The organism is Streptomyces sp. NPDC060002, assembly GCF_042737245.1.
Taxonomy (GTDB): domain Bacteria; phylum Actinomycetota; class Actinomycetes; order Streptomycetales; family Streptomycetaceae; genus Streptomyces.
Genome location: NZ_JBHWUW010000009.1, coordinates 136,309 through 159,092, shown reverse-complemented (window position 1 = coordinate 159,092; position 22,784 = coordinate 136,309). Strand labels below are relative to the sequence as shown.

The following is a 22,784-nucleotide window of genomic DNA, read 5'->3' as shown; positions in this document are numbered from 1 at the left end:
GTGTGCAATGGATCTCGTGCCCGCACTGGAAGAACCACTGGAACAGCCACTGAAGTCAGTGCTCGGCCCCGCCACCGCGAAGGTGATGGCCGAGCACCTCGGCCTGCACACCGTCGGCGACCTCCTGCACCACTACCCCCGCAGATACGAGGAGCGCGGCCAGCTCACCCACCTCGCCGACCTCCCCATGGACGAGCACGTCACCGTGGTCGCCCAGGTCGCCGACGCCCGTCTGCACAGCTTCGCCTCGGCCAAGGCTCCCCGGGGCAAGGGCCAGCGCCTGGAGGTGACCATCACCGACGGCAGCGGCCGGCTCCAGCTGGTCTTCTTCGGCAGCGGCGTCCACAAACCCCACAAGGAACTCCTGCCGGGCACGCGCGCGATGTTCTCGGGCAAGGTCTCGGTCTTCAACCGCCGTCTCCAGCTGAACCATCCGGCCTACGAACTGCTGCGGGCCGACACCGACGAATCGGTGGAGACCTGGGCCGGCGCCCTCATCCCGCTCTACCCCGCCACCGCGAAGCTGGAGTCCTGGAAGATCGGCAAGGCCATCCAGACCGTGCTGCCGCACGCGCAGGAGGCGCTCGATCCCCTCCCGGACTCGCTGCGGGACGGCCGGGGCCTGGTCTCCCTCCCCGAGGCCCTCCTGAAGATCCACCGCCCCCACACCAAGGCGGACATCGCCGACGCCCGCGCCCGGCTGAAGTGGGACGAGGCGTTCGTCCTCCAGGTAGCCCTCGCCCGCCGCCGTCACGCCGACGCCCAGCTCCCGGCCGTCCCCCGCGTGGCCGCCGCCGACGGCCTGCTGACCTCCTTCGACGACCGGCTCCCCTTCACCCTGACCGAAGGCCAGCAGAAGGTCTCGAAGGAGATCTTCGACGACCTGGCGACGGACCATCCGATGCACCGGCTGCTCCAGGGCGAGGTCGGTTCGGGCAAGACCATGGTCGCCCTCCGGGCCATGCTCGCCGTGGTCGACGCCGGCGGCCAGGCCGCCATGCTCGCTCCTACCGAGGTCCTCGCCCAGCAGCATCACCGCTCCGTCGTCGAGATGATGGGCGAACTGGCCGAGGGCGGGATGCTGGGCGGGTCCGAGCGGGCCACCAAGGTCGTGGTGCTCACCGGGTCCATGGGCACGGCCGCCCGCCGGCAGGCACTGCTCGACCTCGTCACCGGAGAGGCCGGCATCGTGATCGGCACGCACGCGCTGATCGAGGACAAGGTCAAGTTCCACGACCTCGGTCTCGTCGTGGTCGACGAACAGCACCGTTTCGGCGTCGAACAACGCGACGCCCTGCGCGGCAAGGGCAAGCAGCCCCCGCACCTGCTCGTCATGACGGCCACGCCCATCCCGCGCACCGTCGCCATGACCGTCTTCGGCGACCTGGAGACCTCCGTCCTCGACCAGCTGCCGGCCGGCCGCTCGCCCATCGCCAGCCATGTCGTCCCGGCCGCCGACAAGCCCCACTTCCTGGCCCGCGCCTGGGAGCGGGTCCGCGAGGAGGTCGGCAAGGGCCATCAGGCGTACGTCGTCTGCCCCCGCATCGGCGACGACGCCGACGAACCGGCCGGCTCGAAGAAGGCCGGGGCCAAGAAGAAGTCCCCCGAGGACGAAGCCGAGAAGCGGCCGCCGCTGGCCGTCCTGGACATCGCCGACCAACTCGCCAAGGGACCCCTGCACGGCCTCCGGGTCGAGGTCCTGCACGGCCGTATGGCCCCCGACGACAAGGACGCGGTCATGCGCCGCTTCGCCGCGGGCGACACCGACGTCCTGGTCGCCACGACCGTCATCGAGGTCGGCGTCAACGTCCCGAACGCCACCGCGATGGTGATCATGGACGCCGACCGCTTCGGCGTCTCCCAGCTGCACCAGCTGCGCGGTCGCGTCGGCCGCGGCTCGGCGCCGGGTCTGTGCCTCCTGGTCTCGGAGATGCCGGAGGCGAGCCCGGCCCGCCAGCGCCTCAACGCCGTCGCCGCCACCCTGGACGGCTTCGAGCTCTCCCGCATCGACCTCGAACAGCGCCGCGAGGGCGACGTCCTGGGCCAGGCCCAGTCCGGCGCCCGCTCCAGCCTGCGGGTACTCGCGGTCATCGAGGACGAGGAGGTCATCGCGGAGGCGCGCGAGGAGGCGGCCCGTCTGGTCGCCGCCGATCCGGAGCTGGAGAGCCTGCCCGGCCTGCGCACGGCCCTGGACGCCCTTCTGGACGAGGAGCGGGAGCAGTACCTGGACAAGGGCTGACGGCGGCCGCCCCGGACGCGGGGCGCCGCCGGTGTGCGGCGCAGGCCGCCGGACCGACGAGCCCTGCCGACGTGGTGTGCGGCTCCGCCGTCCGGGCGAGTCGAGCCACGGACGGCCCGCAGCCGCTCCCGGGACAGGCGCGACGGCCGTGGACGGCGCAGAGCTCCTCCCGGCACAGAGCGGCCTCGCACCTCCGCCTGCCAGACTGGACGCGTAACCGCCCCCGAACAAGGACCCCGAGATGACCCGCGTGATCGCCGGCGCAGCCGGTGGACGTCGCCTGGCGGTCCCGCCAGGCACCGGCACCCGTCCCACCTCCGACCGCGCACGCGAGGGTCTCTTCTCCACCTGGCAGTCCCTGCTGGGCGGACCCCTCGGCGGTGAACGCGTTCTCGACCTGTACGCGGGCTCCGGCGCCGTGGGCCTGGAAGCCCTCTCCCGGGGCGCGGGCCACACCCTCCTGGTCGAGGCCGACGCGCGGGCGGCCCGCACGGTCCGGGAGAACGTGAAGGCCCTCGGCCTGCCCGGCGCCGAGGTCAGGGCCGGCAAGGCCCAGCAGATCATCCAGACCCCGCCGGCGGACCCGTACGACCTCGTCTTCCTCGATCCCCCGTACGCCGTCACCAACGACGATCTTCGGGAGATCCTGCTCACACTCCGCTCGGGGGGCTGGCTCGCGGCCGATGCTCTCGTCACCGTGGAGCGCAGCACCAGAGGCGGGGAGTTCCCCTGGCCGGACGGGTTCGAGGCACTCAGGGCCCGTCGCTACGGCGAGGGAACGTTTTGGTACGGTCGCGCCGCCTCTACGTGCGAAGACGCACGATGACCGGACTGGAGAGCGAGGGACCACAAGTGCGCCGTGCCGTCTGTCCCGGGTCGTTCGACCCGATCACCAACGGACACCTGGACATCATTTCCCGCGCGTCTCGTCTGTACGACGAGGTCTATGTCGCGGTCATGATCAACAAGGCCAAGAAGGGCCTGTTCGAGATCGACGAGCGGATCGACCTGATCCGCCAGGTCACCGCCGAGTACGGCAACGTCCGGGTCGAGGCCTTCCACGGCCTCCTCGTCGACTTCTGCAAGCAGCGTGACATCCCGGCCATCGTCAAGGGCCTGCGGGCGGTCAGCGACTTCGACTACGAGCTTCAGATGGCCCAGATGAACAACGGGCTGTCGGGCGTCGAGACGCTGTTCGTGCCCACCAACCCCACGTACAGCTTCCTCTCCTCCTCCCTGGTCAAGGAGGTCGCCACCTGGGGCGGCGACGTCTCCCATCTGGTGCCGCCGCTGGTCCTCCAAGCCCTGGGCGAACGGCTCAGGAAGGACTGACCCGGGGACCGGGTTCCTGACGGCTCGTCACCCGGTGCCCGGCGGGCACCCCATGGCCGTACAGTCGTTCCGTCCGTCTCCAACCCAGCTGTAGAGAGTGGCGAGCAACCGGTGGACGTGCAGAAGAAGCTCGACGAGATCGTCACGGCGGTCTCCAGTGCCCGGTCGATGCCGATGTCGGCCTCGTGCGTGGTCAACCGCGCGGACCTGCTCGCCCTGCTGGAAGAGGTGCGCGCGGCCCTTCCCGACTCCCTCGCCCAGGCCGAGGAGCTGATCGGCGGCCGTGAGCAGATGGTCGAGCAGGCCCGCCAGGAGGCCGAGCGGATCATCACCACCGCGCACGCCGAGCGCGGCTCCCTGATCTCCGACACCGAGATCGCCCGCCGCTCCCAGAACGAGGCGGACCGCATCCTCGCCGAGGCCCGCAAGGAGGCCGAGGAGGTCCGCGCCGAGGCCGACGACTACGTCGACTCCAAGCTCGCGAACTTCGAGGTCGTCCTCACCAAGACGCTCGGCTCCGTCGGCCGCGGCCGCGAAAAGCTCCTCGGCACCGGACCCGGCACCGACGAGAACGGCTACGAGGACGAGGACGCCCCCGAGCGCAGCCACGACCCCGAGACCCTGCGCCGCGACGCCGACTCCTACGTCGACACCAAGCTGGGCGCCTTCGAGGCGGTCCTCGCCAAGACCCTGGACGCGGTCGGCCGCGGCCGCCAGAAGCTGCACGGCCGCATCGCCTCGGACGACCTCGGCTCCCTCGCCGACGACGCCACGACGTTCCAGCACTCCTCCGACGCCGACTACCTGGCCGACCTGACCGCCCTCGCGGAGCAGGACGCCGCGGCGGCGCAGCCCGTCCAGCAGCCGTACGACCAGCAGGAACCGCAGCCGGCGTACGGCTACCAGCAGCAGACGGACCCCTACGGCGGCTACCAGCAGCAACAGCAGCAGGCCTACGGTCAGCAGGACGCGTACGGATACCAGCAGCAGGCCGACCCGTACGCGTACCAGGGCTACGACACCCAGCAGGCCCCCTACGACCCGAACCAGGCCGTGCAGCAGTCCCAGCAGCAGGTCCAGCAGGGGTACGCCCTCGACGAGACCAGCCTCTTCGACACCGGCATGATCAGTGCCGAGCAGCTGCGCGCCTACGAGCAGGAACGCGGCCTGTAGCACCGGGGCAGCACCGGGGGGACCGGAGAAAGGGCCCGGATTGGGCTGTGGGCGAATGCTCCAGTATCCTGGCTCTTCGGTCGCGTGTACGTCCGCGATCACAGCTGCCCGCAGCACCGTAATAGGGCAGCGTCCCCGAGCTCAGAAGATCGAAAGCAGGAATGGCCCTGAACGCCCGCCTCGACCACCGCAAGCCTCTCGTGTTCGACACGCACGAGCTGGGGCGGCGTCCTGGTGCGCTACAGCGCCTGACCCGCGAGTTCGACGCTCCCCAGGACCTCGGGATCCAGGGAGTGATCGGAGTGCCGGAAGGCGCCCCGGTGGAGCTGGAGCTCCGACTCGAGTCGGTCATGGAAGGGGTGCTCGTCACAGGCACCGCCCGTGCACAGGCCGAGGGGGAGTGCGTAAGGTGTCTGGAGCCGCTGGAGCTGGAGCTCGAAGCGGACTTCCAGGAGATGTTCTCGTACCCTGACGCCGACGACCGGGGCCGCCCCAAAGCGGAGCCGGTCGACGACGCCGAGGAAGACGAGGACAGGCTCTTCATCGAGGACGGATTGTTCGACCTCGAACCCGTGCTGCGTGATGCGGTGGTGCTCGCACTGCCGATGCAGCCGGTGTGCCAGGACGACTGTCTGGGCCTGTGCTCCGAGTGTGGAGCCCGGCTCACGGACGACCCGGACCACCACCACGACGCCACCGACATCCGTTGGGCGGCATTGCAGGGACTCGCCGGTTCACTCGAAGACGGCGAGAAGGACGAGATGAGTGGCGAAGCGCCTCGATCGGCGCGCGCCAACGAGAAGCAGGAGAAGTAGCCGTGGCTGTTCCGAAGCGGAAGATGTCGCGCAGCAACACGCGCCACCGCCGGTCGCAGTGGAAGGCTGCGGTCCCCACCCTGGTTGCGTGCGAGCGCTGCCACGAGCCCAAGCTGCAGCACATCGCGTGCCCGTCTTGCGGCACCTATAACAAGCGCCAGGTCCTCGAGGTCTGAGCGGCTGGTGAGAGGCTTCATGTCTGACGCCAAGGCGGACACGACCGCCAAGAACAAGGCGGACACGGCCTCGTCCCACACGCTTCTGGAAGGGCGGCTCGGCTATCGGCTCGAGTCCGCCCTTCTGGTGCGTGCGCTGACCCACCGTTCCTTCGCATACGAGAACGGCGGCCTGCCGACGAACGAGCGGCTGGAGTTCCTCGGGGACTCCGTGCTCGGCCTCGTCGTCACGGACACGCTGTATCGCACCCACCCCGACCTGCCCGAAGGCCAGCTGGCCAAGTTGCGGGCCGCGGTGGTCAACTCGCGTGCGCTGGCGGAGGTCGGTCGTGGCCTCGACCTGGGCTCCTTCATCCGGCTCGGCCGGGGTGAAGAGGGCACGGGCGGCCGGGACAAGGCGTCCATCCTCGCCGACACCCTCGAAGCGGTGATCGGCGCGGTCTATCTCGATCAGGGCCTCGACGCGGCCTCCGAACTGGTGCACCGCCTGTTCGACCCGCTGATCGAGAAGTCCTCGAACCTCGGTGCCGGCCTGGACTGGAAGACCAGTCTCCAGGAGCTCACCGCGACCGAAGGCCTCGGTGTCCCCGAGTACCTGGTCACGGAGACCGGTCCCGACCACGAGAAGACCTTCACTGCTGCTGCCCGCGTCGGAGGCGTCTCGTACGGCACCGGCACCGGCCGCAGCAAGAAGGAGGCGGAGCAGCAGGCCGCCGAGTCCGCATGGCGGTCCATCCGGGCCGCGGCGGACGAGCGTGCCAAGGCTGCGAAGACCGTCGAGGCCGTCCAGGCCACCGACGGCAGCCCGGACCCCGAGTCCGCCTCCGCCTGACGAACAGCGGAACAGCAAGAAAAGCAGAACAGCGGTACGAGACGAGCGCCCGCCCCCCGTTGGGAGGCGGGCGCTCCGTACGGGGGATCCCATGCCCGAGTTGCCCGAGGTCGAGGTCGTCCGGCGCGGTCTGGAGCGGTGGGTGGCCCATCGCACGGTCGCCGACGCCGAGGTGCTGCACCCGCGTGCCGTACGCCGTCATATCGCCGGCTCCGACGACTTCTCGCACCGGCTCGAGGGCCACCGCATCGGCACCCCCAGCCGCCGGGGCAAGTATCTGTGGCTGCCGCTGACGGACACGCACCAGGCGGTCCTCGCCCACCTCGGGATGAGCGGTCAGCTCCTCGTCCAGCCGCACGAGGCGCCCGACGAGAAGCATCTGCGCGTCCGGGTGCGCTTCGCGGACGAGGTCGACACCGAACTGCGCTTCGTCGACCAGCGCACCTTCGGCGGGCTGTCGCTGCACGACACCACCCCCGACGGCCTTCCGGACGTCATCGCGCACATCGCCCGTGACCCCCTCGACCCGTTGTTCGACGACGAGGCCTTCCATCAGGCGCTGCGGCGCAAGCGCACCACCATCAAGCGCGCCCTGCTCGACCAGTCGCTGATCAGCGGGGTCGGCAACATCTACGCGGACGAGGCGCTGTGGCGCGCCCGTCTGCACTACGACCGTCCGACCGCGAACTTCACCCGCCCCCGCACGCTCGAACTCCTGGGCCACGTCCGGGACGTGATGAACGCGGCTCTCGCCGTGGGCGGCACCAGTTTCGACAGCCTGTACGTCAACGTCAACGGCGAGTCGGGCTACTTCGACCGGTCGCTGGACGCGTACGGCCGCGAGGGCCTGCCCTGCAAGCGGTGTGCCACGCCGATGCTCCGGCGCCCGTGGATGAACCGGTCCAGCTACTTCTGCCCGAAGTGTCAGAAGGTGCCGCGCGTCCCGTCGTAGTGCTCGCGGGCGGCCAGTACGTCGCCCATGCGCCCCTCGACGCAGTGGATGAGGGACAGCAGTCGCTCGGCCACCTCGCGCCCCAGCGGCGTCAGTTCGTAGTCCACGCGGGGTGGGTTGGTCGGCTGGGCCTCGCGGTGCACAAGGCCGTCGCGCTCCAGTGCGTGCAGCGTCTGGGACAGCATCTTCTCGCTCACGCCGTCGACGCGGCGGCGCAACTCGTTGAAGCGCAGCGAACCCTCGTACAGTGCACCGAGCGTGAGACCGCCCCAGCGGCCCGTGACGTGTTCCAGCGTGCCGCGCGAGGGGCAGGCCTTGGCGAACACGTTGAACGGGAGGTCCTGGTCCTCCGCGCGCCCCTGGGTGATGTCCATGCATCAAGCGTACTCGAAGGCAGCGCTAGCCAGTAGGTTGCACTAACCAAAAGTTAGTGCTTTCCTGTGGTCACCGCTTTCGACCTGCCCTATTCGAGGAGTGTCGTATGTCCACCCCCGTTGTCGCTGTCGCCTACCACTCCGGCTACGGCCACACCGCCGTCCTCGCCGAGGCCGTCCGTGCCGGGGCCGCCGACGCCGGTGCCGAGGTGCGCCTGATCAAGGTCGACGAGATCACCGAGGAGCAGTGGACGCTGCTCGACGGCTCGGACGCGATCGTGTTCGGCTCGCCGACCTACATGGGGACCGCGTCCGGCGCCTTCCACGCCTTCGCCGAGGCGACCTCCGCGCGCTGGGCCACCCAGGAGTGGAAGGACAAGCTGGCCGCCGGGTTCACCAACTCCGGCTCCAAGAGCGGCGACAAGCTGCACACGCTCCAGTACTTCCAGATCCTCGCCGCGCAGCTCGGCATGCACTGGGTCAACCTCGGCCTGCTGCCCGGCTGGAACAGCAGCACCGCGTCCGAGCACGACCTCAACCGCCTGGGCGTCTTCCTGGGCGCGGCCGCGCAGACCAACGTCGACGAGGGCCCGGACGCCGTCCACAAGGCCGACGTGGCGACGGCGGAGCACCTGGGGCGGCGCGTCGCCGAGACCGCGAGGGTCTTCCTGGCAGGCCGCGCCCAGGCTGCTTGATCGTTTCTGCGGGTCCGGTACCCGCCGTGCGATCCCTCTTCGGTCCTAGTAGCCGAAGAAGTGAAGGGCCGAGTCCCTGACCTGCGGCCGTGTAATCGATCAACGCTGCGACCTGCGACTTAGCTGTCGGTGGTTGTCAGCGTTGGTCGTCGTTGAGCACCCTCAGGCGGCCCCCACACGGCCCGGCCGTATGCGTAGTTCTTCACGCGCTGCGGCCACAAACTGGTGGTGTCCTAGCGTCAGCTGCTGGACAAGAGCCTGCCTTTCGGCGCTGCCTTCTTGGCTGTCAGCGCGGGCGGTAAGCAGGGTGTTGGAACTCATGGCGGCGAGGTAGGTGCGCACAGCCTGTTGGACGGCGTCACTGCTCGTGATCAGCAGTACTTCTTGGGACTGGCGGGCCACCTTATCGATCGCCTCGGAAGCAAGCTCCAGTGCCTGAGTAGCTTCCTGGCGCAGAGGGTGATCGCCGCCCTCGTCGGGCAACGGCTGTCTTACATTGACCAGCCACGCCCAATCGATCTTTCCTGTGGCGTCCATCTCTGCGTCCATGAATGCCGCGTACGCGATCCTTCGCTCTTGCCACAGTCGAGATTCCTGCTGATCTGTTGCCATACGATCTTGATCTGCTACCTGCCATCTGCGGGTCCACGCTGCCTGTGCTGCCTGAGCCGCTGCCCCAACAATGACGCCTCCCAATGACCCAATGAGGCCTGCGATCGCTGCATCCATGAAAGTCAACGCTAGGTCGATCACGCGGTCGGTGGAACGACTTTGGGCTGGAGCTGCTTTGGGGCGAGTGATCATGGCCCATTAAGCTGATGGCGAGTCGGGCAGTCTGTGGACCTGCCCGTTAAAGCACGACGTTGGGCCATGATCTTCGAGGCTCGCCCCAAAGTGGCTGCCTAAAGTCGTGGAGCCGACCGCCCCAGCCACAGAGGGTTTCCCCACCCCACGCCCCCGCAGTCGCCTGCGCGCCGCCGGGCGCGGCCAGCCGGGGCGCAGACAGGAGGCAGGCCGCGCCGCAGAGGCGGCGCGCTCCCGCGCCGTGCGCGGGGGCCTTGATGAGGTAGAGAAACCTGTAACTCGGGCTCTGGCGGCTTCGCATTTCCGGGCTACGGGCGGGCCTGCTCCGATTGCAGCGTCTTCAGTACAGACTCGGGGTCGCCGTCGTAGACAACGTGAGGCTCGTCGGGCTCTGGGGGCACGAATCGCGTGCGGTAGCGGAGCAGGTCAGTTTCCGCGAAGTAGATCGAGTTCGGATCATCCTCGTGCCGAACATTGCGCTTGCTCACGCGGGACCACAGTTCTTCGTGGCTGGCCTCGAGGTAGACCACCACCGAGGTCGCGCCAGCATCGACAGCGACTGATCGCCATCGGGCACGGTCTTCCGGCGTCCAGAAACCATGGTCAATCACCACGTCGTGCCCGGCCTGGAGCTGCTCACGGAGTTGCACCGAGATCTCTTCGAGGATCGGTCGCTCAAGGGTCGGGAACGTGCCTCGGGGGAAGTCGACCCCGTACACACCGTGTCGGCGGAACATCTCCTCGTCCGGACAGAGCCTCACGAACCCGCGAACTGTCAGCGCATGGGCCAGCGTTGTCTTGCCTGAGCCAGGAAGCCCAGCCATCAGGACGCAGAACGGTTGGCGGGTGCCGTTGGCGGCCATCACTGGTTGACTTCCGATTCGGTTTGCCAACTGCGGCCGGGGCCGCCGAGGTCTACGCCGTACTCCACGACGGTGCCTTCGCTGTCGACGAACTTCGCCGTCATCACAACCACGGGCTCCCGCGGCGACTTGGTGGCGTCCAGTTCCAACAGCTCCGCATCCTCCGGGGTCAGCAGTCGCGCCGACGCGGTGTCGAACCGATGGGTGATCGGTCGCCCGGTGGCCTGCGCGATGAGCTGAAGCGATGTTCCCCCAGTGAGCCGCTCACTGCTCGTGAGCTGCGGGATCAGCTCTTCGTAGCGAACGGGAATCCACGACGTCGAGTGCGCGACGATGCCGTGTCGGTCGCGGTACACCCGGCTTCGCCGGATCACGTTCGAGCCGGGCTTGATGTCCAGCGCTTGAGCTACGTCGGTGGGCGCCGGCACTACCGAGGCCCTGTGGGAGTCCGACCGTTCACCGGTTCCCCAGCTGGACCCGGTGCGGCGTCCACGGTCTTGGCGCTGGGCTCCCGAGGACATAGGGGCGGGACGGTCCAGAACCTCGGTGCCGATCCCATGAATGCCTCTGACCAGGCCCTCGTTACGGAGTTTCCGCAACGCCTTCTCGGCAGTCGCGGCGCTGACGCTCCACTCCTGCGACAGGTTCTTGATGCTCGGCAGAAGTGAGCCCGGCTGTAGTTCGCCGGACGTGATCAGTTCCGCGTAGTGGGCGGCAATCTGCGCGTAGGGCGCGCGATTGTCGGCCTGGTCCGCCATTGCTTCAACTCCCTTGCCTCAGTGGCTACTTCCCTAGCGTACCGCTTGACACCCTAAGGTGCCCTAGGGAACCCTAAGGATGTACCGCTGGATGAGTAAGTGAGACCCGGCACCAACTACGTCTGCCCAGGGACGGCGCTCAACCGCCAAGAAGAACCGCCGCCCCTGGCTCCCACGAAGGGAAGCCCCATCATGCCTGCGACCCTGACGTCTTCGCATTCGACCACCGGTAATGAGCGGTTACGCGGTGCCATGGTTGCCGCCAACGTGACCATCGAGGGCCTGGCCGATCACCTCGCCGTCGACGCCAAGTCGGTCGACCGCTGGCTGAACTCGGACCGGACTCCGCACGCCCGGAACGCTGAAGCCGCCGCCAAGCTGCTGGGTGCCGACGCCTACCACCTGTGGCCCAAGCTGGCCGACCGGCATCGCTCCACGCCGACCGCTCAGGATGAGGTCGTCGCCTGCTACCCGATGCGCAGCACGGTCCCTTACGGGCTGTGGCGCTCCACCCTGGCCGGGGCCACCACGGTGATCGATCTGGCGGTTGCCAACCTGCTGTTCCTCGCCGATGCGGTGTGGGACCTGCCCACTCTGCTGGCCGACAAGTCCGCCGCTGGTGTCCGGGTCCGCATCGTTACTCCCGAAGACTTCGCCGGGCCGGTCACCGGACTGGGCGACGTGTTCCCTTCGCTGCTGACGGTCCCCGGCCTGCGGCTGTCCACTCACCCCGGCCTGCGGGCCGACGTGATGCGCGCCGATGATGACCTGCTGGTCACCACGCCGATCGACGGGCTCACCCCGGCTCTGGCCCCGGTGCTTCACCTGCGCCGCCTGGGTGCGGCTCCGATGGTCGGCGGCTACCTCGCCACGCTCGATCACCTCTTCGCGACCGCCACCCCGGCACGCTCCGCCTCCCACCTGCGGGCGGTGGCGGCATGAGTGCCCTCGCTTCCTGCTTCGACCTACTGGACCTCCCGGCCCGGCCGACCGCCTGCCCTGGCTGCGGCGGACATGCCCCGGCCTGGACACGCGTCGCAGTCGACGGGCTGAGCATCCTGACCCACGACGGTGACCTGATCTGCCCCCGTGACCAGTCCTTCGGCTACACCCCGGTCCCGGAGCGGCTGGAGGCGGCCGCGTGACCAACTTCCCCGTTTCCCCGGCTGAGGTGGCCCCCATGGCTGCCTCGGTCGGGGTCGACCCCCTGACCCTGGCGGACATGCTCCGGGTGGCGAACTCGCCCGGCTTCGAACGCTGGCAGGAACAGATCCGACGGACCGGCGGCTGCACGAACCCGATCCGCCTCGCGGGCCAGACCGTCACCCGTGACGCCAAGACCGGTGACGTCCTGTACTCCTACAGCACCGAGCAGGAACCGGGCGGCATGCTCCGCGTCGCCTGCGGCAACCGTCGGGCCTCCCGCTGCCCGGCCTGTGCCTGGACCTACGCGGGCGACACCTACCACCTGATCCGGGCCGGGATCACGGGCGACGAACGCAAGGACGTCCCCGAAACCGTGCGGGATCACCCCCGCGTCTTCGCCACCCTCACCGCCCCCTCGTTCGGCCCGGTCCACAACCGGCCCGACTCAGGCCGCTGCCGCTGCGGTGCCCAGCACGGCGACGACGACCAGGCGCTCGGCACGGCGCTCGACCCGGAGCGCTACGACTACGCGGGCGCGGTGCTGTTCAACAACTTCGCCGGGGACCTGTGGCGACGCTTCACCATCTACCTTCGCCGGGAGATCGCCGCTCGCGCGGGCCTGACCCAATCGGCCCTGAAAGAGGTCTGCCGGGTCTCCTTCGGCAAAGTCGCCGAGTTCCAGAAGCGCGGGGCCGTGCACTTCCACGCCGTGGTGCGCCTCGACGGCCCGGCCGGTCCCGACTCGACTCCACCGGCCTGGGCCACGGTCGCTCTGCTCGACGGTGCGATCCGCGCCGCCGCCGATCGGGTCTCGGTGCCGGTACCTGCTGCTGGCGACTTCCCCGCCCGCGTCCTGCGCTGGGGCTCGCAGGTCGACGTGCAACCCATCGGCGCTCTGGGCTGCGAGGAGCTGACCGAACAAGCGGTGGCCTCCTACGTCGCGAAGTACGCCACCAAAGCCGCCGAGACCACCGGCACCGTCGACCGCCGTATCGGGGAACTGGCCGAACTCGACCGCCTGCCGCTGCCCGCGCACACCCGGCGGCTGATCGAAGCGTGCCGGGTGCTCGATGACGCCTACCCGGAACGGCTGCTGTGGCGCTGGGCTCACATGCTCGGCTTCCGCGGCCACTTTTCCACCAAGTCCCGCCGCTACTCCACCACCCTCAGCGCGCTGCGCCAGGTGCGCGCCGACTACCGCGCCCGCCAGGAACGCCGCGAACGCGGGCTCTCCGAGGACCTCGACGACACGGAGGGCTCCACGCTCGTGCTCGCCCACTGGACCTACGCCGGACAGGGCCACACCCCCGGTGAGTCCTGGCTCGCCGCCAATATCGCTCGCGACCTGCGGCTGAACCGGGAGACAGCGCGCGAAGCACTCGCCGACCTGGACCACATGGACGACATGGAGGCCTGGACATGAAGCGCTCGCTGCCCGCTCGCTACCTGACCCCTGCCGACCTGGCCGATCTCCTCGGCGTCCCGGTCGAAACCGTCTACCAGTGGCGCCGCAAGCAGACCGGACCGCGTGGCTTCCGCGTCGGCCGGCACCTCCGCTTCGACCCCGAAGACGTCCGCGTCTGGGTCGAATCCCAGATGGAAAGGGCCGCCTGATGGCCGGGCACATCCAAGACCGCTGGTTCAAGGCCGAGCCGGGACCGGACGGCAAGACCGTGAAGGTCAAGACCGACCGCTTCGGCGTCGGCCTCCGCTACCGCGCCCGCTACATAGGGCCGGACGGCTCCGAGAAGTCCAAGAGCTTCCCGGACAAGCAGAAGCGCAAGGCGGAACAGTGGCTCGCCAACATCGAAGCGGACATGTCGCGCGGTGACTACGTCAGCCCGGACGCTGGCAGGGTCACGTTCGAGCAGTACGCCACGGAGTGGATGACCACACAGATCACGGACCCTCTGACGCGGGAGTCTGTCGAGAGCCGGTTGAAACTCCATGCGATCCCTTACCTGGGTACGCGGCCGATCGGTTCATTCACCCCGTCGCATCTCCGTCTGTGGCTGCGCACCTTGGAGGATCGAGGGCTGTCGGCCGGTTACCGGCGCGGGATCTTCGCGCACGTCTCCACGGTTTTCACGGCTGCCGTGGAGGACCGGGTCATACGTGAGAACCCGTGCAGGGCCCGGTCGGTGCGGGCTCCTCGTCTCGAACCTCGCAAGGTCAAGCCCTGGCCCGCCGAGCGAGTGATGGCAGTGCGTATGGCCTTGCCGGTCAGCTACCAGGCTCTCGTGAACGTCGCTGCCGGATGCGGCCTGCGACAGGGAGAGGTCTTCGGCCTGGCCGTGGAGGACGTGGACTTCCTCGGTGGGGTGATGCACGTGGTCCGGCAGGTCAAGCTGCTGCAACGTCATCGGGCGGTGTTCGCTCCGCCCAAGGGAGGCAAGGAACGTGACATGCCTCTGCCTGAGTCGGTGGCCTTCGCGTTGGCTGCGCACCTGAAGCGTCACCCGGCCGTGAAGGTCACGTTGCCGTGGAAGACGCTCGACGGCCCTCCGGTGACGGCATCGCTGATCTTCACCGGCTCCATGGGCCTGGCCCTCGATCGGAACCGCTTCAACGATCGAGTGTGGCGGCCGGCGCTTCGGGCTGCGGGCGTGGAGACCGGGCGGGATAACGGCATGCACGCGCTGAGGCACTTCTACGCCTCGGTGCTCCTGGACGCGGGGGAGAGCATCAAGGCTCTCAGCGAGTACCTGGGCCACCATGACCCCGGCTTCACCCTGCGCACGTACACGCACCTGATGCCGTCCAGTGGGACCCGCACTCGGGCCGCCGTGGATCACGTCTTTGCGGACCACGACCCCACGGGTGACGGCCCGGACACGGCCCGGGAGAGTTCCTAACCCTCTGACCTGCGGTTATCTCAGTAGCCGAAGTCCTGCGTCCACCAGGGGCCGCCGGAGCCCAGGTGGACACCGACGCCCAGCGTCTTGAAGTCGCAGTTCAGGATGTTCGCCTTGTGGCCGGGGCTGTTCATCCAGGCCTCCATGACCGCGGCCGCGTCGGCCTGGCCGCGGGCTATGTTCTCGCCGCCGAGGTCGGATATCCCGGCCTTCGCCGCCCGGTCCCACGGGGTCGCCCCGTCCGGATCGGTGTGGTCGAAGAAACCGCGCGCGGCCATGTCGTCGCTGAACGCCTCGGCGAGCTCCGACAGCGCGCTGTTGGCGGAGACGGCACTGCACCCGACCTTGGCCCGCTCCTCGTTGACCAGCTTCAGCACCTCGGCCGCGGCCTGCGCCTCGGCCGAGACCGTCACCGGGGACTCGGACTTCTCCGGCGCCTTGGTGGCGGTCTTCGACTTCGACGGAGTGGTCTTCGGCTCCTTCGAAGGCGTGGCCTGCGGCTTCTCGGCGGCCGTCTCGGTCGGCGACGCCGACGCGGTGGAGGCGGGGGCGGAGGGGGAAGGCGTCTGCGAGGTGGCCGGCGAGGTCGACCGGCCGGCGTCACGGCTGGTCGACGTACCACCGCGTTCGGCGTCGGCGGTGCCGGAGGTGCCGCCCTGCTCGGAGGCCGAGTTGGTCGGGGAGTCGGCGGCCTGCACCTTGTCGCCCGAACCGCTGCCGCCGCCGAGCTGGTAGTTGTCGAGGCCGGGCACCACGCCCGTGGCCACCGCGACGGTGCCGATGGCGACCGCCGCGGAGACACCCAGCAGTCCCGTCTTGACCGGTGTGGCGACCTTCCGCTTGCGGCGGCGGCCCGCCCCGGCCCGGTCCGAGCCCGGCCGAAGGGGGCCGTCGTCGGGCCGGAAGCCGTCCGTCGCGAAGACCGCGGTGCCGGCGTAGTCGTCGCCGGTGGCGTACAGGTAGTCCCGGCTTCTGGCGACGGAGTCGGCGTACGCCTCCGGGTTCAGATACGGCGCGATGCCCATCGTGGGGCGGTCGTCGTCGTACGAGTCCTGCGGGGTGTGACTGTCCGCGTGCGAGCCGTGCGTCTGTGTGACCCCCGTGGCGCGGCCCGTGGCGGCGCGGCCGGCGGCGGAGCGTCGGTGGCGTCCCATGTCCTTGCCTTCCTCGTCCAAGCGGTGATCCCAGCGGTGTTCCCAGCGGCCGGCCGAGGATCTGGGGCGACGTGCGCCTCCTGCTCCCTCTGGTCAACCAGACTCACCCGATCGAGTGAGTTTCATATGAGAATCATTGGGTGGGGACGGTACCGCATGGCTCTGAGGGAGGAAGTGCTCCGAGCGACTTTGCCCGGTTAGGTTGCACCCATGAGCGAGGATGTACGGCTGGTCGCCTGGGTGCGCGGACATGTCCAGGGTGTGGGTTTCCGCTGGTTCACACGTGCCAAGGCGCTGGAGATCGGCGGCCTGAGTGGCTTTGCTCTCAATTTGGCCGACGGACGGGTCCAGGTCGTCGCGGAAGGGGCCCGAGAGGGCTGTGAGGGGCTGCTCGGGTGGCTCCTGGGTGACGACACGCCCGGACGGGTGGAGGGCGTCACCGAGATATGGGACACACCGCGCGGCGGCTACGACGGCTTCGCGATCCGCTGAGGAATTCGTGCGGAGCGACCCCGGGCGGGCGGCGGTACATGCCAACGGCACCTGCCCGAGCGGAAAGGGGCAGGTGGTTGCCAAGAATTGCTTGCGGTGGGAGGCTCCGCACGTCAGGATGATCGCCACGCCCCGAGAGCCCCGCAGGAGTCGCAGCGCCGCCGTTCAGGCCGCGCGCCACCGGGCTGCCCGCCAATACGGGGTGTGATCGTGTTGACCGTCAAACTTTTTGGTGAGACGCTGAAAGCACCCCGCGCACCTCAGCTGTTTGGCATGGATGAACGGCAGCACAACCAAGATCCTGGCAAGCACCGCGGGTGCGAATCCCTCACGACCCACACCGCTTCGGTCGGTCACTCATTGTGGAGGACCATCCATCATGGCAAAGGCGCTTCTCGGTTACGTCGGCGGCTCCGACCCGCGACTCCTCGCCGAGATGCGACGGCTCCAGCAGCGTGTACAGGACCTGGAATCCGAGCTCGGACGAATCCAGGCCGAGAACGACACGCTCACCGCTGCCGCTTCTCACGAATCGCTTCTCGAGAGCATCGACGCACGCCAGGCGGAGCCTGCGCTCACCTGATCGCTGCACCGCTGCACAACAGCACACGCAGTGGTCGGGCGGCTCATCCCGCCGCGTCGGACCGCTAGGTAGTCAGAGTTTGCAAGGGACGCTTCGGCGTCCCTTCTTTCTTTTTTCCCCGCCCCGTCTTCCCCGCCGTCGTCCTGCCCGCTCTATTGCTTCCCCCGCGCACCCTTTCAGTCTCTTAACGTTTGGTGTGCCCTGCGCGTTCATGGGTGAAACCGCGGGTTCATGGAGTGAGACACCCCCGGAAGGTAGAGTCCAGCGCCGTGCACCTCAAGGCCCTGACCCTCCGGGGATTCAAGTCGTTCGCATCGGCGACCACGCTCAGGTTCGAACCGGGGATCACGTGCGTCGTCGGACCCAACGGCTCGGGCAAGTCCAACGTCGTCGACGCGCTCAGCTGGGTCATGGGCGAGCAGGGCGCGAAGTCGCTGCGCGGCGGCAAGATGGAGGACGTCATCTTCGCCGGCACCACCGGCCGCCCCCCGCTGGGCCGCGCCGAGGTGTCCCTGACGATCGACAACTCCGACGGGGCGCTGCCCATCGAGTACGCCGAGGTCACCATCACGCGGATCATGTTCCGCAACGGCGGCAGCGAATACCAGATCAACGGCGACACCTGCCGGCTCCTCGACATCCAGGACCTGCTGTCCGACTCGGGCATCGGCCGCGAGATGCACGTCATCGTCGGCCAGGGCCAGCTCGACTCCGTCCTGCACGCCGATCCCATGGGCCGCCGCGCCTTCATCGAGGAGGCCGCGGGCGTCCTCAAGCACCGCAAGCGCAAGGAGAAGGCGCTCAGGAAACTGGACGCGATGCAGGCCAACCTCGCGCGTGTGCAGGACCTGACCGACGAACTACGGCGTCAGCTCAAGCCCCTCGGCCGTCAGGCCGCCGTCGCCCGCCGCGCCGCCGTCATCCAGGCCGACCTGCGCGACTCCCGGCTGCGCCTCCTCGCCCACGATCTCGTACGGCTGCGGGAGGCCCTGCGGACCGAGGTCGCCGACGAGGCCGCCCTCAAGGAGCGCAAGGAAGCCGCCGAGCAGGAACTGCGCAAGGCCCTTCAGCGGGAGGCCCTGCTGGAGGACGAGGTCCGCCGGCTCGCACCGCGCCTCCAGCGCGCCCAGCAGACCTGGTACGAGCTGTCCCAGCTCGCCGAACGCGTCCGCGGCACGATCGCGCTCGCCGACGCGCGCGTGAAGAGCGCCACCTCCGCGCCGCCCGAGGAGCGCCGCGGTCGCGATCCCGAGGACATGGAGCGTGAGGCCGCCCGTGTCCGCGAGCAGGAGGCCGAGCTGGAGGCCGCCCTCGAAGCGGCCCAGCACGCGCTCGACGACACCGTCGCCCACCGCGCCGACCTGGAGCGGGAGCTCGGCGTCGAGGAACGGCGGCTGAAGGACGTCGCCCGGGCCATCGCCGACCGCCGCGAGGGCCTGGCCCGGCTGAACGGCCAGGTCAACGCGGCCCGGTCACGTGCCGCCTCCGCCCAGGCCGAGATCGACCGGCTCGCCGCCGCCCGCGACGAGGCCCAGGAGCGGGCCGTCACCGCGCAGGAGGAGTACGAGGCGCTCAAGGCGCAGGTCGACGGCCTCGACGCGGGTGACCAGGAGCTCGGGGAACAGCACGAGACGGCCAAGCGGCGGCTCGTCGAGGCGGAGGCCGCTCTCACCAACGCCCGCGAGGCGGTCACGGGGGCCGAACGCAGCCGCGCCGCGACCCAGGCCCGCCACGAGACCCTGGCGTTGGGCCTGCGCCGCAAGGACGGCACGGGCGCGCTGCTCGGCGCACGGGACCGGCTGAGCGGACTGCTGGGCCCGGCGGCCGAGCTGCTGACGGTGACGCAGGGGTACGAGGTCGCGCTCGCGGCGGCCTTCGGGGCGGCGGCGGACGCCCTCGCCGTGACGACCCCGGCCGCGGCCGCCGAGGCACTCCGCTTGCTGCGCAAACAGGACGCCGGACGGGCGGCGCTGCTGCTCGCCGGGGCACCGGAGGCGCCCCGAAGGGGCGCGGGGAACGGCGCGACCAGCCACGACGCACCCGCAGCCGACAGACAGCCCGCCGCAGACCTTGTCCGCGCCCCCGCCGACCTCATGCCCGCCGTCCGCCGCCTCCTCCACGACATCGTCGTCGTCGGCACCCTGGAGGACGCCGAAGAGCTGGTCCACCGGCACCCGGAACTGACCGCCGTCACCGCCGAAGGCGACCTCCTCGGCGCCCACTTCGCCCACGGCGGCTCCGCGGGCGCGCCCAGCCTTCTCGAAGTACAGGCGTCCGTGGACGAGGCGGCCGCGCAGTTGGAAGAGCTGGCCGTGCGGTGCGAGGAGCTGACGCGAACGCAACACGCGGCCCAGGAAAGCCGTAAGGAGTGTGCCGCGCTCGTCGAGGAGTCGGGGGAGCGGCGGCGGGCCGCCGACCGGGAGAAGTCGGCCGTTGCCCAGCAGCTCGGGCGGCTCGCGGGACAGGCGCGGGGCGCCGCCGGTGAGGCCGAGCGGTCCACGGCGGCCGCGGCGCGAGCGCAGGAGGCGCTGGACCGGGCGGTGGAAGAGGCCGAGGAGCTGGCCGAACGGCTGGCCGTCGCCGAGGAGATGCCGGTCGAGGAGGAGCCCGACACCTCCGCGCGCGACCGGCTCGCCGCGGACGGGGCCAACGCCCGGCAGACCGAGATGGAGGCGCGGCTCCAGGTCCGTACGCACGAGGAGCGGGTGAAGGGGCTGGCCGGGCGGGCCGACTCGCTGGACCGTGCCGCGCGGGCGGAACGCGAGGCACGCGCGCGTGCCGAACAGCGGCGGGCGCGGCTGCGGCACGAGGCCGCCGTCGCGGAGGCCGTCGCCTTCGGTGCGCGGCAGTTGCTCGCGCATGTCGAGGTGTCCCTCGGGCGGGCCGAGGCGGAGCGGGTCGCCGCCGACGCCGCCAAGGCACGGCGCGAGCAGGAACTGGCCGCCGCCCGCACCGCCGGGCGCGACCTCAAGGCCGAGCTGGACAAGCTGACGGACTCGGTGCACCGGGGCGAGGTGCTCGGCGCCGAGAAGCGGATGCGGATCGAGCAGCTGGAGACCAAGGCGCTGGAGGAGCTGGGGGTGGAGCCCGCGGGGCTCGTCTCCGAGTACGGGCCCCACCAGCCGGTCCCGCCGTCGCCGCCCGCCGAGGGCGAGGTGCTGCCGGAGGACCCCGAGGACCCGCGCAACCAGCCGAGGCGTTTCCTGCGGGTCGAGCAGGAGAAGCGGCTGAGGGCGGCCGAACGCGCCTATCAGCAGCTCGGCAAGGTGAACCCGCTGGCCCTGGAGGAGTTCTCCGCGCTGGAGGACCGGCACAAGTTCCTCAGTGAGCAGCTGGAGGACCTCAAGAAGACCCGCGCCGACCTCCTTCAAGTGGTGAAGGAGGTCGACGAGCGGGTCGAGCAGGTCTTCACCGAGGCCTTCCGGGACACCGCACGGCAGTTCGAGGGCGTGTTCAGCCGGCTCTTCCCGGGTGGCGAGGGGCGGCTGATCCTGACCGACCCCGACAACATGCTCACCACGGGCGTCGACGTCGAGGCCCGGCCGCCCGGCAAGAAGGTCAAGCGGCTCAGCCTGCTCTCCGGAGGCGAGCGGTCGCTGACCGCCGTCGCCATGCTGGTGTCGATCTTCAAGGCCCGGCCCAGCCCGTTCTACGTCATGGACGAGGTCGAGGCGGCCCTCGACGACACCAACCTGCAGCGGCTGATCCGCATCATGCAGGAGCTCCAGGAGTCCTCTCAGCTGATCGTGATCACGCATCAGAAGCGGACGATGGAGGTCGCCGACGCGCTGTACGGCGTGTCCATGCAGGGCGACGGTGTGTCGAAGGTCATCAGCCAGCGCCTGCGCTGAGCGGCCCGAAGCGGGGTACCTGTAACCAAGCTCCGGGCACTACTTCAAGAGTTGAATACATCTACCTCACCTGTGCACTGAAAAGTCACAGTCACCCCCTCTTGACTTCGACACTTGAAGGCATAGTCTCGGCACCGTTGCTTTTACCTTCAGGTACCACCTATCTGGAGGTGTTGATCCCGTCGGCAGCGTTGCCGGCGGCCCGAGGAGTTGAACGTGACCAGCACAGAGCAGGCACAGAAGTCAGGAGCCGGGACGGCTCACCCCGATCATCTCGGGCATGTCATCTTCATCGCGGCGGCTGCCGCGATGGGCGGTTTCCTCTTCGGCTACGACAGCTCCGTCATCAACGGCGCCGTCGAGGCCATCCGGGACCGCTACGACGTCGGCTCCGCGGCCCTGGCGCAGGTCATCGCCATCGCCCTGATCGGTTGTGCCGTCGGCGCCGCGACCGCCGGCCGCATCGCCGACCGGATCGGCCGCATCCGGGTCATGCAGATCGCCGCCGTGCTGTTCACCGTCAGCGCCGTCGGCTCGGCGCTGCCCTTCGCGCTGTGGGACTTCGCCCTGTGGCGGGTCGTCGGCGGCTTCGCCATCGGCATGGCCTCCGTCATCGGCCCCGCCTACATCGCGGAGGTCGCCCCGCCCGCCTACCGCGGCCGCCTCGGGTCCTTCCAGCAGGCCGCGATCGTCATCGGCATCGCGATCTCGCAGCTGGTCAACTGGGGTCTGCTGAACGCCGCCGGCGGCGACCAGCGCGGCAAGCTCATGGGCCTGGAGGCCTGGCAGGTCATGCTGGGCGTCATGGTGGTGCCGGCCGTCCTCTACGGTCTGCTCTCCTTCGCCATCCCCGAGTCCCCGCGCTTCCTGATCTCCGTCGGCAAGCGCGAGCGGGCCCGGGACATCCTCGAAGAGGTCGAGGGCAAGAGGATCGACCTGGACGCCCGCGTCGCCGAGATCGAGCACGCGATGAACAGCGAGCACAAGTCCACGTTCAAGGACCTGCTCGGCGGTTCCTTCTTCTTCAAGCCGATCGTCTGGGTCGGTATCGGACTGTCGGTCTTCCAGCAGTTCGTCGGCATCAACGTCGCGTTCTACTACTCCTCGACGCTGTGGCAGTCGGTCGGCGTCGACCCGACGGACTCGTTCCTGTACTCCTTCACGACGTCGATCATCAACATCGTCGGCACCGTGATCGCGATGATCTTCGTGGACCGCGTCGGCCGCAGGCCGCTGGCCCTCATCGGCTCCGTCGGCATGGTCGTCGGCCTCGCGCTGGAGGCCTGGGCGTTCTCCTTCGACCTGGTCGACGGCAAGCTGCCGGCCACCCAGGGCTGGATCGCCCTGATCGCCGCCCATGTGTTCGTCCTCTTCTTCGCCCTGTCCTGGGGTGTCGTCGTCTGGGTCTTCCTCGGCGAGATGTTCCCCAACCGGATCCGTGCCGCCGCCCTCGGCGTGGCCGCGTCCGCGCAGTGGATCGCCAACTGGGCCATCACCGCGAGCTTCCCGTCGCTGGCCGACTGGAACCTCTCCGCGACCTACGTGATCTACACGGTCTTCGCCGCGCTCTCCATCCCGTTCGTCCTGAAGTACGTCAAGGAGACGAAGGGCAAGGCGCTGGAGGAGATGGGCTGAGCCTCGTGAAGAGGCCTTCGATCTCGAGGAGCCGGGCCAAGTCCCCGCTGCCCGC

Annotated in this window: 23 protein-coding genes; 18 read left to right on the top strand and 5 right to left on the bottom strand. The window is 69.4% G+C overall.

Annotated elements, in window-relative coordinates; translation table 11 throughout:
- The first annotated feature begins 7 nt into the window (after nucleotides 1–7).
- The 8 genes from recG (at nucleotide 8) to mutM (ending at nucleotide 7,519) form a co-directional block, all read left to right on the top strand.
- A complete protein-coding gene (gene recG / locus ACFWBD_RS11790) occupies nucleotides 8–2,239 on the top strand; it encodes an ATP-dependent DNA helicase RecG (protein ID WP_385665928.1) in 2,232 nt (743 codons plus the stop codon).
- A gap of 241 nt (nucleotides 2,240–2,480) precedes the next feature.
- Nucleotides 2,481–3,065, top strand: coding sequence for a 16S rRNA (guanine(966)-N(2))-methyltransferase RsmD (gene rsmD, locus ACFWBD_RS11785; protein ID WP_351763522.1), 585 nt, complete (start codon nucleotides 2,481–2,483; stop codon nucleotides 3,063–3,065).
- A 26-nt stretch (nucleotides 3,066–3,091) separates the two neighbouring features.
- A complete protein-coding gene (coaD, locus tag ACFWBD_RS11780) occupies nucleotides 3,092–3,571 on the top strand; it encodes a pantetheine-phosphate adenylyltransferase (RefSeq protein WP_351763766.1) in 480 nt (159 codons plus the stop codon).
- 111 nt (nucleotides 3,572–3,682) lie between these two features.
- Nucleotides 3,683–4,744 (top strand): ATP synthase F0 subunit B, encoded by a 1,062-nt coding sequence (locus ACFWBD_RS11775; protein WP_385665926.1) that lies wholly within the window; start codon nucleotides 3,683–3,685, stop codon nucleotides 4,742–4,744.
- Between the two features lie 161 nt (nucleotides 4,745–4,905).
- On the top strand, nucleotides 4,906–5,559 hold the full coding sequence (locus tag ACFWBD_RS11770) for a DUF177 domain-containing protein (protein WP_171402257.1): 654 nt from the start codon (nucleotides 4,906–4,908) through the stop codon (nucleotides 5,557–5,559).
- A gap of 2 nt (nucleotides 5,560–5,561) precedes the next feature.
- Nucleotides 5,562–5,735 carry a 50S ribosomal protein L32 gene (gene rpmF, locus ACFWBD_RS11765; RefSeq protein WP_007493396.1) on the top strand — a complete coding sequence of 58 codons (174 nt, stop codon included), beginning with the start codon at nucleotides 5,562–5,564 and terminating at the stop codon, nucleotides 5,733–5,735.
- A 19-nt stretch (nucleotides 5,736–5,754) separates the two neighbouring features.
- On the top strand, nucleotides 5,755–6,567 hold the full coding sequence (gene rnc, locus ACFWBD_RS11760) for a ribonuclease III (RefSeq protein WP_385665925.1): 813 nt from the start codon (nucleotides 5,755–5,757) through the stop codon (nucleotides 6,565–6,567).
- Nucleotides 6,568–6,658: 91 nt separating this feature from the next.
- On the top strand, nucleotides 6,659–7,519 hold the full coding sequence (mutM, locus tag ACFWBD_RS11755; RefSeq protein ID WP_385665923.1) for a bifunctional DNA-formamidopyrimidine glycosylase/DNA-(apurinic or apyrimidinic site) lyase: 861 nt from the start codon (nucleotides 6,659–6,661) through the stop codon (nucleotides 7,517–7,519).
- Here the strand turns inward: mutM and ACFWBD_RS11750 are convergent.
- Nucleotides 7,492–7,893, bottom strand: a complete 402-nt coding sequence (locus tag ACFWBD_RS11750; protein WP_385665921.1) for a winged helix-turn-helix transcriptional regulator — start codon at nucleotides 7,891–7,893, stop codon at nucleotides 7,492–7,494. The genes mutM and ACFWBD_RS11750 overlap by 28 nt on opposite strands.
- A 107-nt stretch (nucleotides 7,894–8,000) precedes the next feature.
- Between ACFWBD_RS11750 and ACFWBD_RS11745 the strand changes: the two genes are divergently transcribed.
- Nucleotides 8,001–8,588, top strand: coding sequence for a flavodoxin family protein (locus tag ACFWBD_RS11745; RefSeq protein WP_385665919.1), 588 nt, complete (start codon nucleotides 8,001–8,003; stop codon nucleotides 8,586–8,588).
- A 162-nt stretch (nucleotides 8,589–8,750) separates the two neighbouring features.
- On the opposite strand, the gene ACFWBD_RS11740 is transcribed toward ACFWBD_RS11745, so the two are convergent.
- The 3 genes from ACFWBD_RS11740 to ACFWBD_RS11730 all read right to left on the bottom strand — a co-directional run bounded on the left by ACFWBD_RS11740 (nucleotide 8,751) and on the right by ACFWBD_RS11730 (nucleotide 11,013).
- Complete coding sequence (locus ACFWBD_RS11740) at nucleotides 8,751–9,200, bottom strand: hypothetical protein (RefSeq protein ID WP_385665917.1); 450 nt, start codon at nucleotides 9,198–9,200, stop codon at nucleotides 8,751–8,753.
- 500 nt (nucleotides 9,201–9,700) lie between these two features.
- Nucleotides 9,701–10,255: an AAA family ATPase gene (locus ACFWBD_RS11735; protein ID WP_385665915.1), complete on the bottom strand. Its 555-nt coding sequence runs from the start codon at nucleotides 10,253–10,255 to the stop codon at nucleotides 9,701–9,703.
- Nucleotides 10,255–11,013 carry a GntR family transcriptional regulator gene (locus ACFWBD_RS11730; protein WP_385665913.1) on the bottom strand — a complete coding sequence of 253 codons (759 nt, stop codon included), beginning with the start codon at nucleotides 11,011–11,013 and terminating at the stop codon, nucleotides 10,255–10,257. The genes ACFWBD_RS11735 and ACFWBD_RS11730 overlap by 1 nt, the downstream gene beginning before the upstream one ends.
- 192 nt (nucleotides 11,014–11,205) lie before the next feature.
- Between ACFWBD_RS11730 and ACFWBD_RS11725 the strand changes: the two genes are divergently transcribed.
- The 5 genes from ACFWBD_RS11725 to ACFWBD_RS11705 are packed head-to-tail and all read left to right on the top strand — an operon-like array spanning nucleotide 11,206 to nucleotide 15,014.
- On the top strand, nucleotides 11,206–11,955 hold the full coding sequence (locus tag ACFWBD_RS11725) for a helix-turn-helix domain-containing protein (RefSeq protein WP_385665911.1): 750 nt from the start codon (nucleotides 11,206–11,208) through the stop codon (nucleotides 11,953–11,955).
- Complete coding sequence (locus ACFWBD_RS11720; protein ID WP_385665909.1) at nucleotides 11,952–12,158, top strand: hypothetical protein; 207 nt, start codon at nucleotides 11,952–11,954, stop codon at nucleotides 12,156–12,158. Before ACFWBD_RS11725 ends, ACFWBD_RS11720 begins: the two co-directional genes overlap by 4 nt.
- Before the next feature lie 35 nt (nucleotides 12,159–12,193).
- Nucleotides 12,194–13,582 carry a replication initiator protein RepSA gene (gene repSA / locus ACFWBD_RS11715; protein WP_385665907.1) on the top strand — a complete coding sequence of 463 codons (1,389 nt, stop codon included), beginning with the start codon at nucleotides 12,194–12,196 and terminating at the stop codon, nucleotides 13,580–13,582.
- Complete coding sequence (locus ACFWBD_RS11710) at nucleotides 13,579–13,773, top strand: helix-turn-helix domain-containing protein (protein WP_385665905.1); 195 nt, start codon at nucleotides 13,579–13,581, stop codon at nucleotides 13,771–13,773. The genes repSA and ACFWBD_RS11710 overlap by 4 nt, the downstream gene beginning before the upstream one ends.
- Entirely contained in the window at nucleotides 13,773–15,014 is a 1,242-nt protein-coding gene (locus tag ACFWBD_RS11705; RefSeq protein WP_385665903.1) for a tyrosine-type recombinase/integrase, read from the top strand. The genes ACFWBD_RS11710 and ACFWBD_RS11705 overlap by 1 nt, the downstream gene beginning before the upstream one ends.
- Nucleotides 15,015–15,034: 20 nt before the next feature.
- Here ACFWBD_RS11705 and ACFWBD_RS11700 read toward each other — a convergent pair whose 3' ends face one another.
- Nucleotides 15,035–16,168 (bottom strand): CAP domain-containing protein, encoded by a 1,134-nt coding sequence (locus ACFWBD_RS11700; RefSeq protein WP_385665902.1) that lies wholly within the window; start codon nucleotides 16,166–16,168, stop codon nucleotides 15,035–15,037.
- 210 nt (nucleotides 16,169–16,378) lie between these two features.
- Here ACFWBD_RS11700 and ACFWBD_RS11695 point away from each other — a divergent pair, with 210 nt between their 5' ends.
- From ACFWBD_RS11695 to ACFWBD_RS11680, 4 genes are all read left to right on the top strand, one after another.
- Nucleotides 16,379–16,660: an acylphosphatase gene (locus tag ACFWBD_RS11695; RefSeq protein ID WP_351763505.1), complete on the top strand. Its 282-nt coding sequence runs from the start codon at nucleotides 16,379–16,381 to the stop codon at nucleotides 16,658–16,660.
- Between the two features lie 379 nt (nucleotides 16,661–17,039).
- Nucleotides 17,040–17,243: a hypothetical protein gene (locus ACFWBD_RS11690; protein ID WP_385665901.1), complete on the top strand. Its 204-nt coding sequence runs from the start codon at nucleotides 17,040–17,042 to the stop codon at nucleotides 17,241–17,243.
- Between the two features lie 269 nt (nucleotides 17,244–17,512).
- Nucleotides 17,513–21,094 carry a chromosome segregation protein SMC gene (gene smc / locus ACFWBD_RS11685; protein ID WP_385665899.1) on the top strand — a complete coding sequence of 1,194 codons (3,582 nt, stop codon included), beginning with the start codon at nucleotides 17,513–17,515 and terminating at the stop codon, nucleotides 21,092–21,094.
- A gap of 216 nt (nucleotides 21,095–21,310) precedes the next feature.
- Complete coding sequence (locus ACFWBD_RS11680) at nucleotides 21,311–22,729, top strand: sugar porter family MFS transporter (RefSeq protein ID WP_385665897.1); 1,419 nt, start codon at nucleotides 21,311–21,313, stop codon at nucleotides 22,727–22,729.
- Nucleotides 22,730–22,784 lie beyond the last annotated feature (55 nt).